14 protein-coding genes and 2 pseudogenes are annotated in these 14,472 nt (G+C 41.7%); 5 read left to right on the top strand and 11 right to left on the bottom strand.

The features are described from left to right. Positions 1-336, top strand: a pseudogene (locus tag ACKTT2_RS46750) (flagellar assembly protein H); the annotation flags it as partial. A 54-nt stretch (positions 337-390) separates the two neighbouring features. Here ACKTT2_RS46750 and ACKTT2_RS46745 read toward each other — a convergent pair. From ACKTT2_RS46745 to ACKTT2_RS46705, 9 genes and pseudogenes are all read right to left on the bottom strand, one after another. Then, entirely contained in the window at positions 391-768 is a 378-nt protein-coding gene (locus ACKTT2_RS46745) for a hypothetical protein (RefSeq protein WP_407899629.1), read from the bottom strand. Next, positions 768-1,127, bottom strand: coding sequence for a hypothetical protein (locus ACKTT2_RS46740; RefSeq protein WP_407899627.1), 360 nt, complete (start codon positions 1,125-1,127; stop codon positions 768-770). Before ACKTT2_RS46740 ends, ACKTT2_RS46745 begins: the two co-directional genes overlap by 1 nt. A gap of 1 nt (position 1,128) precedes the next feature. Beyond that, on the bottom strand, positions 1,129-2,361 hold the full coding sequence (locus ACKTT2_RS46735) for an Nramp family divalent metal transporter (RefSeq protein ID WP_407899625.1): 1,233 nt from the start codon (positions 2,359-2,361) through the stop codon (positions 1,129-1,131). Further along, complete coding sequence (locus tag ACKTT2_RS46730; RefSeq protein WP_407899623.1) at positions 2,358-2,780, bottom strand: hypothetical protein; 423 nt, start codon at positions 2,778-2,780, stop codon at positions 2,358-2,360. Before ACKTT2_RS46730 ends, ACKTT2_RS46735 begins: the two co-directional genes overlap by 4 nt. Positions 2,781-3,036: 256 nt before the next feature. Then, positions 3,037-3,642 (bottom strand): exopolysaccharide biosynthesis protein, encoded by a 606-nt coding sequence (locus ACKTT2_RS46725; protein ID WP_407899639.1) that lies wholly within the window; start codon positions 3,640-3,642, stop codon positions 3,037-3,039. Between the two features lie 45 nt (positions 3,643-3,687). Continuing rightward, on the bottom strand, positions 3,688-4,575 hold the full coding sequence (locus ACKTT2_RS46720; RefSeq protein WP_407899637.1) for a lipid kinase: 888 nt from the start codon (positions 4,573-4,575) through the stop codon (positions 3,688-3,690). Positions 4,576-4,577: 2 nt separating this feature from the next. Beyond that, positions 4,578-4,947: pseudogene (locus ACKTT2_RS46715) on the bottom strand (cupin domain-containing protein). Next, positions 4,944-7,832 (bottom strand): glycerol-3-phosphate acyltransferase, encoded by a 2,889-nt coding sequence (locus ACKTT2_RS46710; RefSeq protein ID WP_407899621.1) that lies wholly within the window; start codon positions 7,830-7,832, stop codon positions 4,944-4,946. The pseudogene ACKTT2_RS46715 and the gene ACKTT2_RS46710 overlap by 4 nt, the downstream one beginning before the upstream one ends. A gap of 261 nt (positions 7,833-8,093) precedes the next feature. Beyond that, positions 8,094-8,234, bottom strand: a complete 141-nt coding sequence (locus tag ACKTT2_RS46705; protein ID WP_407899619.1) for a hypothetical protein — start codon at positions 8,232-8,234, stop codon at positions 8,094-8,096. A gap of 254 nt (positions 8,235-8,488) precedes the next feature. On the opposite strand from ACKTT2_RS46705, the gene ACKTT2_RS46700 reads away from it, so the two are divergent. After that, the gene (locus ACKTT2_RS46700; RefSeq protein ID WP_407899635.1) at positions 8,489-9,454 is read left to right on the top strand and encodes an SGNH/GDSL hydrolase family protein; all 966 of its coding nucleotides are present in this window, start codon (positions 8,489-8,491) and stop codon (positions 9,452-9,454) included. A 36-nt stretch (positions 9,455-9,490) separates the two neighbouring features. Here ACKTT2_RS46700 and ACKTT2_RS46695 read toward each other — a convergent pair whose 3' ends face one another. Further along, positions 9,491-9,901: a hypothetical protein gene (locus ACKTT2_RS46695; RefSeq protein WP_407899616.1), complete on the bottom strand. Its 411-nt coding sequence runs from the start codon at positions 9,899-9,901 to the stop codon at positions 9,491-9,493. A gap of 331 nt (positions 9,902-10,232) precedes the next feature. On the opposite strand from ACKTT2_RS46695, the gene ACKTT2_RS46690 reads away from it, so the two are divergent. After that, on the top strand, positions 10,233-10,781 hold the full coding sequence (locus ACKTT2_RS46690) for a pentapeptide repeat-containing protein (RefSeq protein ID WP_407899614.1): 549 nt from the start codon (positions 10,233-10,235) through the stop codon (positions 10,779-10,781). Positions 10,782-10,892: 111 nt separating this feature from the next. Here the strand turns inward: ACKTT2_RS46690 and ACKTT2_RS46685 are convergent, their stop codons facing one another. After that, on the bottom strand, positions 10,893-11,906 hold the full coding sequence (locus ACKTT2_RS46685) for a CobW family GTP-binding protein (RefSeq protein WP_407899612.1): 1,014 nt from the start codon (positions 11,904-11,906) through the stop codon (positions 10,893-10,895). A 266-nt stretch (positions 11,907-12,172) separates the two neighbouring features. Between ACKTT2_RS46685 and ACKTT2_RS46680 the strand changes: the two genes are divergently transcribed. Beyond that, a complete protein-coding gene (locus ACKTT2_RS46680; protein WP_407899610.1) occupies positions 12,173-13,795 on the top strand; it encodes an FAD-dependent oxidoreductase in 1,623 nt (540 codons plus the stop codon). A gap of 149 nt (positions 13,796-13,944) precedes the next feature. Further along, complete coding sequence (locus ACKTT2_RS46675) at positions 13,945-14,403, top strand: DUF3592 domain-containing protein (protein WP_407899608.1); 459 nt, start codon at positions 13,945-13,947, stop codon at positions 14,401-14,403. The last annotated feature ends 69 nt before the right edge of the window (positions 14,404-14,472 follow it).

Genomic DNA, 14,472 nt, shown 5'->3' with positions numbered 1-14,472 from the left:
GTGGAAAATCCGCAACGTTCGGCAGTGTTAAAGTTGCTCTCAACTTGGAAGATTAATATAGAAATCAGTGGTGAGATTGATGAAGAAGAGCGGAGGTTACTTATGACATTATCACAAGCTTACTTAGAGTGGGAGCAACAGACTGAGCGTCGCGGACTCGAGCAAGGAATTGAGCAGGGGCAGCGTCTTGTCGTTGAGAACCTTCTCAAAGTTCGTTTTGGGGAATTAGACGAACAGCTTGCTGGTATCATTCCATCATTGTTACGACTTCCAACTGAGGAATATACTCGTTTGCTACTACAGCTGTCTCGCGAAGAGTTACTGGCAAGATGTTAGTATTCATTCAACTAACTTCATCTAGCTATGGCGAGATAGGTGAAAAGAGTTTGTTTAAGAATTTGTACTTTTAGATTCCGATGAATGTGGTTGATGTGCCCTTTCAAGAGGGTTGCTGATTTCCTTGAGATTCTCAAGGGTACAGCGCAAACGGGGCGACTTGGGATCTGATAAATCCAGCTCGTTCCACACAACTCGATATCCCCCCCCATGGATCTTACGCGCTCCAAGTAGACGCAAGACACCCAAGCCAATTGTCCAGGCAGATAAACGCTCCAAGATTGCAGCAGGACCAATGAGATATTCTTGGATCACCCATTCGCCGTTTTGTTGTTCTGCTCGAACTTCCTCAATTCTTCCGATTGGTTTTCCTTGGGAATCGACAACTTTTCTACCCAGTAGTTTTTCTAAATGAATTTCGCGAGTTGCCATTATTTACCTCCTGGAATGCGTTCAATGATATTTTCCCGCAGCCAGTTCTCATATGCTAGGGCTGGTGTCTCGCGAGCATCAAGATCGACATCAACATCAATTCCCACATCCAACACCTTTGACCAGGGAATTCGGAATGGTTCGCTATGCTTGGCACCCCACTTTGACTGAATGGCTGCAACCCATTGTTCTAAACGGGGATGCAGGCGACGAGCCAGAACGGTCATCCCAACTTCAATATAAGCGAGACGAGGGGGTTGGTCATCGCGCAACTCAACCACAATGCCATCGACTCGACCCATTTTGTGTCGATCGCGATCGACCAATTGATTGTCCAGTACATCCCGGATAATATCCATCTCAGCCTCCAAAGACTTCTACATAAATTTCCAATGGAATGGCAATGATTGCCAGAATAAACGATACTCCGATAACACCAATTACCAAGGCGTTACTAAACCAACCGTTACGATGTTGACCTACATAGGATTCATCATTAAGCAAAATCAGAAAGGGAAAAACTACAAGCGGCAGAATGGCTGCTGTAATCGCCATTGTAAAGAGGGTAAGCTTTAGGGGATCGATACCGATCGCGATCAATGTTGCCGACGCAAAAAGAAAGACAGTGTAGAGGGTGCTAAACCGAGCTGCATCCTTCGGACGAAGATTTTCACCCCAATTCCAGCCAAAGGATTGTGCTGTCACATACCCAATATCGAGGGTGACTTCTACAATAGCACCAAAGCAGGTAATCGCTAGTGATGCGGCGAATAGGTAAAAGCCCCAAATACCAAATGGTGCAGTCAGTACTAGTGCCACCTGCTCGTAGCGATCGACTTCAATTCCCCTGGGACCGAGTACCAGCGCTGACACAATCAGAACTCCCAAAGATACCAAACTGCCAAAACTCATCCCAATTCCTGCTACGATGCGATTGATCCCAAGATCCTTCTCAGTCCAATGGTTTTCTACAGCACCGGACGAGTAGAAATAGAACAGGTAAGGACTAATTAATGCACCTAAAATGCCAACCGCAATGAATAAATAGTGAGCAGTATCGTGACGCGGTAAAGTTGGTAATAATCCAACACCAAGTTGCGACAAATTCGGATGAAGTTTAAAGGTGGCAACAACAAAGACCAATGTTACTAATCCTAGTAGAGAGGTGCCGTCCTCAATCGCGTCAAAGTTACCTTTCCAAACTAGTAACCAAGCAGCAAACGCAACGGGAAACGCCCACCACTGAAAGCTGATACCTGTAACAAGCTGAAGAGCAATACAAACTCCACCGATTTCAGCAGCCAAAACTAAAAAATCTGTGGCAATTTCAGCAATGAATGGAAGAATATAAAATGTAAATCCCAGACGTTCGCGAACGGCATCAACGAGCGTGTGTTTGCTGACGGCTGCTAACCGTCCTGACATTTCCACCAGTACAATTACGCAAATCGTACCAAGGACGATCGCCCAAAGGAGCTGAAACCCAAAGGATGCTCCAGCTTCTGCAGCAGTTGCGATCGCTCCGACATCCAGAAAACCTCCTATACTAGTTAGAATGCCGAGCGTTACTTGGAGGAGTTTCTGAGCCTTCATAGCTGCTCCCCGCTTGTTTTCATGAGGCGCTCGAGAGCCTGTTTTTGAGTTGATAGCCGAGCGAGAGAATGGGTTAAGGTTGTGCGATCGTCAGTTTCTACAGCTTTCTCTAAGCTAACGACTGATTGTTGAAGCTGTTGAAACTGTTCAATTACCTTCGTTCTGGCTTGTGCTGGAGCAACTTTCGCCACAGTTTTAGATTCCTTGTCCAGTTCTTTTTGAGTCGTTTGCAGCGTTTGCTTAGCATAAACTGTTGGAACGGAACCTTTGAGCCTTGCTTCACCAACCATTTGGGCTGTAGCCGTCCAAGAGGCAATTGTTTCTAGCTCTTTTGCCAAATCTCTTGCAGAGGGTTGGGAGCTACACGCTGTAATCATGGGAAGCAGTAGTACAAGCTTCCAAAAACTATCGGCTCGCATCTCAAACTATTCCTTGTTGTTGAGAAACTGATGACTCTATTCTCCTCGGTGCTGCTTCATTTATGAATTACCCGCAAGATAGGTATACCTGTGATTTCTTACAAAATTTAAGATCTTACTAAACTTATCTCCCGTTAACAATATCTATTTCCAGTTCCAGTTTTTTATTCTTTCCGGAGGCAGAGAGAGATGAAGGGGATATAGAGATGGTAGATGCACCCTAATTGCCGCCCTCAGTCTGTGGCTGAGGGTTTTTCTATCTAAAGATTTGAGGCAATAAACTTGGAGCCATCCACAAAGCGTAAAAAATAAATCCAAAGAATAAGCTTATTAAAATAGTAAAAACATAACCAACACACATTAATAATCCATCAGATTCTATCGTAGCTACTGCTAAAAGCAATATTCCAACGGTAGGAATGGGATTAGTTAGAGGAATTGGTGAAATCAAAAGAAGAATTAACCAAGAAATACAAAGCCCATTAAATCTCCAAATAAAAGGATGGTCTGCAATTTTTGCCATCCTGGGACGGGTAATTTTTTCTAACAATCTAGTGACTCGTCCCAAGTTTCGTAGAAGTATTTCAGCAAAAGCGCGAGGAAATTTATACTTAGCTATTTTTCGCGGTAGCCAAGGCGATCGCCTTCCCAAAGCCATCTGTACTGATAATATCAAACCAGCACCACCAAAGGGACCTGTTAAACCGGGCGGTATAGGAAATAAGAAAGGTAATACCAATAATATAATCACCAGGCAAAATCCTCGCTCTGAGGTTTCAGCCAAAATATCACCTAGACTGAGCGGCTGTTCGGATAACCGTTGTAGCAGAGACTTAATATCTTGAGAAAACTTAAGATGCATTGAGCTTGAGCAAATGGTCACTGGTCACTGGTCACTGGTCACTGGTCACTGGTCACTGTTTACTGATGGAACTAATACACTTAAAGATTGAGGAAGAACGCGGAAATGAGCCGGAGTATATGTTGTAATCTCGCCATCAGTATTGATAGGACGAGGTTTACGAGTATACACTTCAATTTCTTCACCTGAAAGAGAACGAACTCCAGACCAATGAATGTGTCGCCCTTGCCGCATTGTGGGTATGATGGGAATGATTTGCCACCAGTGTCGAATTTCTAAACTATACAAATCCAATCTGCGATCGTCAATGGTGGCATCATGAACTACTGCCATTCCACCACCATAATAACGACCATTACCTACGGCAATTTGCACAGTTTTCACGCGAATTGATTGACCATTTATATGAATTTCAGCCTTAAAAGGTCGCGATTCCCAAATGACTTCTAAAGCAGTCACAATATAGGCGAATATTCCCCATCGTCGCTTAGCTTCTTTTGTCAGTTTCTGGGTAATTTGTACGCTCAATCCCATGCTAGCAACGTTAAAAAAGTGCTTGTCATTGACTACGCCTAAATCAATGCGTGCGATTTCTCCTTTAGCAATAACTTTGCACGCCTCTGATATGGAGTTGGGAATGCTCAATGTTCGAGCTAGATCGTTAGCAGTTCCTAAAGGTAAAATTCCCAGTGGTAAACGAGTCTCAACTAAAGCATCTACCGCCGCATTGAGGGTTCCATCACCACCACCAATAATGACTAAATCGACTTCTTTTTGGTAGCGGAGAATCATTTCTTGGAGATCTTGTGGTTTTTGGGTGGTTTCTTGAATCAAAACTAAACCCAATTCTTCAAGACAACGAATTGCTTCTGCTAAGCGTTTTTCTCCTTGACGGGCTTGGCTATTAACTAACAGTAGTGCGCGGTTTTTCACGATCATTTTTCGACTCTCAATCCGAAATAGGTTAAAACTAATTCAGTAGAACCGCTATTCACGACTTCATGAAATTCTCCCGGTTCCACAGCAACACAACTTCCTGGAACGAGAGGGTATTCGCGTGAGCGAAGCGCAAGCTGTACCCAGCTTATCGCTCACGCGAATAAATCCAGAGCCTGATTCCACAAAGAAGACCTCACACATATCATAATGTGCGTGAGCTGGGGAAGTTTGTCCGGGAGCAAAACGAGATTGAGAAAAGTTAGTCAGGTGGGGTAAATCCCCAAGCCGAAGCATGACCTTTTTCTTAATTTCAGGATTGTGAGAAACGGGTTCTTCTGGTAAGTCATTGAGAGAAGTAAATATCATTCTGGTTCTTGTTCTGGTCTCAAATCGTCAGATATTTCTACGATACCCCTATATCCATCCATCCTTACTCTCTGACCATCTTGCAGTATCCATGTTACACTTTTAACGTCCATAATTGCGGGTATTCCGTATTCACGAGCAATAATGGCTCCATGAGAAAGCCTTCCACCTGCTTCAGCAATCAATCCACCCGCTCTAACTAACAAAGGAGCCCATCCGGAATCAGTATAAGGAACTACTAGAATCGTATCCTTATCAACATCTACGACGGTTTGTAAGTCTCGCAACACCTTCACTTTGCCTTCCACTTGTCCCGGACTCGCAGGAATCCCTTGCAGAACTCGATCGGGTAATGCGATCGCACTTCGGAAAGGAAATTTTGGGGGATCGTTACCGTAAACTAACAAAGGTACTGGCTCTAACTGACGATCGTGGTCGAGGTCAGTTCGTCGCCATTTTACCAAGTCGTGTAAGCGATCGACAAAATCAGGCTCGAAATCTTCAACAAGACGCCGTACTTCATCAAAATCTAGGAAAAATATATCTCCTGGTTCTTCAAGCAAACCCGATTTTAACCATACCTGTTCTAAAGCAACAAAACACCAACGCAATTCAGCTAAAAGTCGGGAGTATACCTCAGTCACTCGCCCCTTTAGATCGACACGGCTTTGTACAAAACCTCTTTTTTTCTTACCTAGTGGCTTGGGGGGTGCTGGTTCGGGTAACTGTAGGAACTGTACAAACAAATTTCTGACTGCTGATGGTTCTTCCTTCCAAGTGGGAATAGCAATATCGGTTCCTACTTCACTCAAATAACCGTATTGACTCAGCAACTTCTCAAATTGTGCGATAGTCTCTTGTCCTTCAGGTGTTTGCTCTAACTCCTCAAATGCTTTATCTGCATCTAACTCAGGCATAATTCTTCGGGAAGAAGCAGCCAATTTTTGGAGACTTCGCAACGCCGCTATTTCTGGAGTCTTGCTATTATCGAGTTCCTCATCTTTGACTCGAAACATTGCTTGCCGCAATGCCGTACTTAGAGGAGCCATAATACTATAGTAGGTGGCACGACGGAGCAACTCCAAAATATCTTCTATTCTGGCGACTAACTTCACTGGATCGAGGTCTTCTACTGACTCCTGGTTTAACTGAGACAAAGCAGGAGCAAACCGCTTGCGGTTGTCCCATTGAAAATCCATTTTTAAACAGATTTCCCGCCAAATCAGCCGTATCAATCCAGGTAAGTTTCGTAAAGTTGTATCTACCGCAGGCTTACTCATTTTTGATCCCCGTGTCAGGAATTCCAAACTTTCGGGAGGTAAACCCATACGTTGGAAAATTTCTCCCAACAACGAAGCGTTAAAGTAAGCTCTGGAGTAGTGCAAAGTCGCTGTTTTGTTGAAATCTAACCCTACGGAACGTTCGCCCAAAACCAATGCAAAAATTCCTCCCCAAACACCACAAGTTAACGGGCGATTAATCGACCAAGTGAGTGGACGAATCAGTCCGGGAATAACTTCTGCTGCGATTTTCCGAGTCCAAATTGGTAGCAGTGTTGTTATGGGGCGTGCTTGTAGTACCCAGAGAGTTTGACCGTCAAAAGTCCATTCTATGTCTTGAGGAATTCCATGATAACGTTGCTCTATCCGCCGACATAGATATGCAACTTGCTTGATTAAAGCTGCTGGAATGCTGCCTTGACCTTCTAGTTCTATGGAAGTCAGGTTATCTGTATCGGTAATGTAAGCGCGATACTGTTCTGGCGTAGTTCGTCCAGAAACCACCTGAGTTGCATTTCCTGGAAGTGCTTCAATGACGACAGCATCTCCTTGCTTAGTAATGGGATCGCGGGTAAAAGCAACTCCAGAGTAGACTCCTTGTACTTGTTGCTGAACGAGGACTGCCATTGCTCCATTGTACACTCCGCGATCGCTACGGTATTGCTCTGCTGATAAACTATTGTAGGAAGCCTGACAGCGTGCGATCGCATCGCGCAATTCCTTTTTGGTTGTCACATTCAACACCGAGACATACTGACCTGCTGCTGAAGCCTGTTCGGTATCTTCACCTATAGCTGAGGAACGAACGACAAGAGGAAATAAACGCGATGGCTGAAGCAACTCTATTAACGGTTCGGGATCGTCATAAGGAGCCAGTACCCATCCCTTTGGGACTTGATAACCCCATCGCTTCACTTCTGCAAGTCTAGCCGCCTTTTGTCCGACCAAACTAGCATTTAAATCGTCATCCAGAGTTAAAATATCTTGTTCGCCTCGAAAAAATTTAAATGCTGCTTGCGTGTCTGGTTGCGCCTGTTCGATTGGTAAATTCAAATCATCAGGCATTTGTTTGTAAATCCAACCCAGTAAAACTGCTAGCGCCACAGCAGCGACAACGTGAGACGGATCTTCGCTGTGCAATATCCCCACAATCAGTGGAAACAAAATTAAAATACCAAATTTTGCCAGTTGTCTGGAGCGTACAATCGTAAAACTAACACTAGCTAGCAAAAATACAAATGTTGCTGCTAGGGGATCGTGTATGGCAAATCCCCAAACCACATTAGTCGTACCCGCACCTCGACCTGCTATGTATCGACCTAATACTAAGGCAATTAAAGCAACTAACTCCCACGCCGAGCCATCTTTGAAAATAGCACGGGCAAGTAAGACCGCTACAATACCCTTAATCGCTTCCGATAAGACTGCCAGCACACCTACCAACGTACCACCGTGGTAGAAGGCAGATGAGACACCAATGTTGCCTGTCCCCAATTGTGCTATCTTCCGCCTAGCTAGGGCTTGGGTAATCCAGGCAATAAGCGGTAGCGCACCTAGGAGGGGGCAGATAATACAGATAATTACAATACCCCAGAGTTCTAGCATTTTTAATTCTGATTTTAGATTTATTGTTAATCCAAAATCTAAAATCTGAAATTTAAAATTTTCCTAAATTTATAAAATTACAATAGTCGGATCGCAATCTTATCCATGAGCTTTAGTCAGTCGTTCGTCGAACGATAAAACTTAAGCTACCAGTCATCCCGAACTTAACACCTGCGATTGAAAACAGCGAGGAAGTCGGTTCGAGATGACCTCTTAAGGATAACTTAGCTTCTCAATTGTCGAGAGTCCGCTAAATAAAAATTAGTGGACTGCATAGGCGGCTTGAAGCGCCCAAATGATGAGCGCTGCTATCGCTCCCAGGAGTACCACGGAGAAGGTGGTGACTACTCTTGGGGAATCAGCGCCATCGAATTTCATGATTCCTCGATTTAAGTCGGACATAGCTTTATCAGCCTACTCCATATAATTCGATTGACTCGATTTTAATCGTTCGGTTTGCATTTTTCGCAAACTTTCTGCTAATCATTATGATTCAAATTTAGTAGCGTTGACATCGACATATTTACTTATACCCAAAGATAGGGCAGTTTCTTTTATACAGGATATTACTTGGAACTTTTGAAAAAAATAGTGTAAGTTGGAACTCTTTGTATCTGATTATTGTTTACAAAAATTTACTAGGGAGGTTTGTGGTGGTGAAAGTTGTTCTAGTTGTCAGTTTAGCGGTGGTTGTGGGATTATTTGTTGTTCTGGAGGTAGGATTGCGCTGGTTGTTTGGTTTTGGCAATCCCCTCACTTACGTTACAGATGAACAAATTGGCTATTTATTAGCCCCGAATCAGCATACCAAGCGCTTTGGCAATCGTATCGAAATTAATGAGTATTCCATGCGGGGCGCACCAGTACAAAAGTCTCTTCCATCTTCTACCCTACGAATACTGTTATTGGGTGATTCTATTGTGAACGGAGGATGGTGGACTGACCAGGATAAGACCATTTCTAGCTTAATGAGTCATTCCCTACCATCAGCTATTGCTCGTCGTTTCTCACAAGTGGAAGTTCTCAATGCTTCTGCTAACTCTTGGGGTCCGAGAAATGAATTAGCTTATCTGCAAAGGTTTGGGAATTTTCATGCTAAAGTTGTGGTGTTGGTTATTAATACGGATGATTTGTTTGCAACGGCTCCTACCTCTTTACCAGTAGGACGCGATCGCAACTATCCAGATCGAAAACCACCTCTTGCTTTGGTGGAAGTCTTTAACCGTTATGTCTTAAAACCGCAGCCAATTTCGGAGTTAGAAGCTGTACAGAAAGAAGGCGGCGATAGGGTGGGTATTAATTTGGAAGCTATTGGGAAAATTCATGAATTTGCACGTCAAGCAAACAGTGGATTTCTACTCGTGATGACTCCTCTGTTACGAGAAATTGGCGAACCGGGACCGAGAGATTACGAAATTAAGTCACGCGATCGTCTTAGTAAGTTTTGTCAAGAACAAAAAATAAATTATATAGACTTTTTGCCAGTATTTAATTCGACTCAATCTCCTAAGGCTTTATATCACGACCACATTCACTTGAATTTACAGGGAAATCAACTCATCAATCAAGAAATTGAAAAAATTCTGGTTGAGATGTTGAGTTATGCAAGTAGGTTGGGTTGAGGAACGAAACCCAACAATTTGAGCCAATGTTGAAATTCACCATGGAACGAAACCCAACAATTCGATTAGATGTTGAGTTATACAAGTAGGTTGGGTTGAGGAACGAAACCCAACAATTCGATTAGATGTTAGGTTTAGATATAGTAAGAAATAATTAACCGCAGCCTGTAGCAGATGGACGCAGATAAATTTGTACTTCAGCAAACTAGGAAAGGCGATCGCACGCTCTTTATCAAGGAAATACTCCTCACTCTCAGGCTCAATGACGATGAACCAATTCTTATGCTTCTCAATTAACAAGGGTCGGAGACGTTCAAAAATTGGGCGACAACGCTGATAAAACACTTCTATCTCTAACTGGTGTTTTGCTTTTTCTTCATCTGAAATAGTACGTTCTGGAAATAGTTTTCCTCGATGAGGAGTGTGCTTGGAATCTAATTGTGTCATGACCGTAAGGATATTATCTTATTTTTATATTACAATTTATAATAAAATATAGACTTTTGCCAATAACTACGTTTTATAAAAAAAATAATTTTTTTATCTTTTATTCTGAAAACATCTACGTTTAAGATAAAAAATGTAACTAATTGATATCAATTGTATTCATATATTAAGTGTAGTTCCATTAAGGGAATGCTCTGAAATCAAAAAAATATATCAAAATAAATAATACTATAAATGCATTCTCAGAATTCAAGTTGCTAGCAACTCAGTAATTTTCTCTAGTGTGGTTTAAGAGGAAATTTCTTCATTCACTAATTGCGAGGCGGACAATATGGACGTTAATCAACTCCTGAGTCGATATGCAGCAGGAGAACGGGATTTTAATGGTATGAATTTGCATCAAGCAAATCTCAGCGATATTGATTTACGTGGTGCAAACTTTGGCGGAGCAGATTTAAGTGGCGCAAATCTCACGGGTGCAGATCTAAGTGGTTGCGATTTAAGCCGCGCAAATTTAACAGATGCCGATCTGAGTGGCGCAAACCTTATGGCTGCTAACTTAAGTGAAGTCAACTTAATTGGTGCTGACTTAATTAATATTAATTTGGAAAGAACTAACCTGAGTCGAGGCGATTTACGGAGTGCCAATTTAGTTAAAGCAAATTTGTGTGGTTCTAATCTTAGCGAAGCTGAATTGAGTGGTGCAGATTTCAGTGGGGCTAACCTCAGTCAGGCAAATTTAATTGGTAGCAATTTAAATGAAGCTGAATTGAATGGTGCAGACTTGAGCGGAGTTACCGTAGCTGAGAATGAAATGAGCAGTAGTAAGACATACACTGGCTTATCTCATAAATGGGTTACTTGGGCTGGTGGGTGTTAAATGAGGGTTAGTTGATAGTTGATAGTTGATAGTGGTTAGTAGTTAGTAGTTAGTTGAAAAATTTACTACTAACCAATGTACGGGCGCAATGCCTTGCGCCCCTACTAACCACTAACTACTAACTGTTACCAAACATTTATTCAGCAGTGATGTAATTTCTTGTCTATTTAAATTTCTGCCAATTACAACTAACTGATTTTTAGGTGCGGTTGTCCATTCATCAGCATATAAATGGTAACGAGGTCCGCTAAGTTGAAAGATATGGCGTAATTCACTATCATTGAACCAAAGAAAGCCTTTTGCTCGAAAGACTCCTGCTGGCATATCTTCTGTGAGAAATGCTTCAAATTTGTTAACATCAAAAGGGCGATCGCTTTGAAAGGAAATTGACATAAATCCATCATTTTCTAAATGATGGGAGTGATTACCGTGATGGTGGTGATGCTCGTGAGTGTCATCTTCAAAACTACAGACATCGTTTGCATTCAAACCTACGCCTAAAATTAATGCTAAAGGTACTTGACCATATGTAGAGTGCAGAATTTTTGCACTTACTTTGACATTATGGATGTATGCTTCTAGTTCTTGTAGCTTTTTTGGTGTAACAAGGTCAGTTTTATTGAGAAGAATAATATCTCCATATGTTAACTGTTTCAACGCCGCTTCACTTTGGAAGTGTTCGGAGTCAAAAGCTTCTGAATCAACAACAGTCAAGATAGAATCTAAGTTTGTCAGATCTCTGAGTTCTGTTCCTAGAAATGTCAGAACAATTGGTAGGGGATCGGCAATACCTGTTGTTTCTATGACTAAATAATCTATGCGTTCTTCTCGTTCTAAAACTCTATAAACTGCATCGACTAATCCATCATTAATCGTACAACAAATACAGCCATTACTTAGCTCTACCATGTCTTGGTCTACAGAAACGAGTAACTGGCTGTCAATATTGATGTCACCAAACTCATTCACAAGTACAGCGACTTTTAAGTTTTGTTTATTTTTTAGGATTTGATTCAAGAGTGTGGTTTTGCCACTTCCTAAAAATCCCGTAATGATGGTCACAGGCATTCCTCTTTTGGGAATATCGGTAACAGCATTCTTTTCTTGCGCGGTCAGTTGAGTCATGGGAAATTTATCTATGTACAAATAGAAAAGGAATCTTGGAGTTACCCATACCTATTGACCCCGAACCTTTAGTAAAAGGGTGCAGGGTGCATTGATATGTTATACGTTTGATTTTTAACTTGTTTTTAGAATTGCGTCAAGCATGATAATATTTATCGCAACTACTGAGAAAAGTATAGTAAAAAACACGCTAGCAAGAAATAAAGTGTATGCTGTAGCTGTGAGTCACCAAGGCTCCAAGACAAGAGTTATCCCTTGAAAATACTATGTCTCATGTCAGTATCCCGAACACAGTTCACACTTACGACATTATCTGCTTCGGAGATGAAGTTCCTGGCATTCTTGCCTTAGTTTGTGCGGTTAGGGAATACTACCGTCAAAAGAATCAATATCCCCGAACTCTACTCCTGTTTAAAGGAAATGCTAAGGTTGGGATCGGGGGTCATTTAGTACGAGGTCGATGGTCTTATCTCAATCGTTGTATCGTACCTCCTGCAATTCACCAATCACTAGATTTAGAAATGTTTGGCGATCCTCCTGCAATTTATCAGGAGTTCTTGCAACGGGCGGGGGTGGAACAGTATGCTCTCGATCCAGACAAAGCAGATGCTGTTTTGCGAGAGATGTTGTATGAAGCGCATGTGGATATAGAGAGTAATATAGAGATTGACTTTGCGATCGCGGAAGGAAAAAAAATCAAGGGGATCAAACTTACTAAAGATGAGACTTATTTGGGTAAACAGTTTATTGATTGCACGGTTAATGCGGAATTTGCGTTTTCATGCGGAGTGAAAAAACTCAAGGGATTTCAAACTTTTGGTTTGCCAGATTCAGAATTAGCCGTGACTTTAGTTTTTGAAACTTACGGGTTAAGTCTTGAAAAAATCCAGAGTTTAGAGTTAAATTATTTGCAATTTCTAACAAATCCAGTCGATCCAGACGCGAGAAAGTGGATAGATATTGCAGCAGGTGGTAATGCAGCGATCGCAAAACAGTTAAGAGAAGATTTGCTAGATGAAGAAGGTAATCTCAAAACAATGATAGTAGGCAAAGATTATATAGATATACGGAGTAGAGCGATATCTATTGCCTATCATGCTGTTAGAGGAACACCTATCGACTTAGAATCTGGCAATGCTATTTTTGACAAAGGTAAAGTCACAATTTTGTCTAAAGGTCGATTGTCTTGGAATGGATTGTTATATAAAGTCAACGCCGAACAAGCAGAAGGACTCGCACGGGCTAAAGCCAAACCAACATTAGAAATGCTCAATGAGATACTGTTTGTGAGAAAGTGGTTTGAAAGCATTGGTGCTTCTGAAGTTAAGCACGCACCAGAATTGTGTATTCCCCATGCAGGTAATATTTTAGGAGCAGTGAAACCTCTGTGTGGATATGAAATGCTAGCAGGTGGCGTACCGGAAAGAGAAGCTTTAGGAACCTTTGGCTATCATTTTAATACTCGCAATGAAATAGAAGGTTTAGCTCTTAAAGCAACTGAAAAAGGTTTCGATCGCAAGGTGTTAGAGCATCCACCGTTATTTAATATTGGCATTCAACATGCATTGATTAAAGATGTACCTAATTTGGCAGTGGTTAGTCCCGCATCTGGATTTGTTGGTTATGCTTGTCTTCCTGGAAGAATAGTAGAATTTAACTGTGGTGTCGGTCAGGGAGTGGGAATTGCTGCAGGAATTGCGATCGCACAACAGCGAAACCTTGCGGAAATTTCTAATTTAGAAGTGCGAAACGTGTTAGCACAAACAGGACGATTATCTCAAATTTACGGTACGAGCAACGCCCAGAAAGTAGAAGAACTCGAAGATTTTGAACTGGAAATGGCTGTTCAAATTGGTTCCAACTTTACTCTTAACTCAAGAATGTTGTAAAAATGTGTAAATTTTTATACGTAATGTATTTAAAGTAGTATTATGGATAAAAAATTTATTTCATCTTTTGCGAAATAGTCTCCAGTGAATGAGCAATATAAGATATAGTGTCACAAACTTTACCCAGTTTAAGTTTTCAATACTTTAATATGAATGAAGATGTTCAGTTCTTTCGTATATTCGGTTCAATATTTGCGGGTATTGGTAGTCTATTTGCTGCTATAGGTATAATGACTGGAGTAAGTACTCATTCCTTCGTAAACACGTCAATACTAACACAAGGAACAGTCATTACATTAGTGGAGCGTTTATCAACTGATAGCGATGGTAACTCTTCGTTTCTTTACCATCCAGTGGTGAGATTTACTACCAACTCTGGCGAACCAACAATTTTTGAAGCAGGGGGTAGCAACCCACCAGCATTTACTTTAGGTCAGCAAGTAGAAGTACGGTATAGTCCTCAAAATCCAAAGGAAGCCTCCATCGACTCCTGGTTTGAACTATGGTTTTTGCCAGTTATCATTACCAGTACAAGTTTAGTTTTTGTATTGATTGGAGGAATTGTACTTATCAAGTCGTTTCCGCGTTTGATGAAGTATAAGTCATGAAGGTCTGACTAAAGCCTTCTTTACTCCCTTTTCGCTCTAAAATTCCACTCAATTTGTAGGCTTAGTTTT

Source organism: Scytonema hankhaensis NUACC26 (assembly GCF_045865695.1).
Classification (GTDB): Bacteria; Cyanobacteriota; Cyanobacteriia; order Cyanobacteriales; family Nostocaceae; genus Scytonema.
This window is presented reverse-complemented; position numbering and strand designations above follow the sequence as displayed.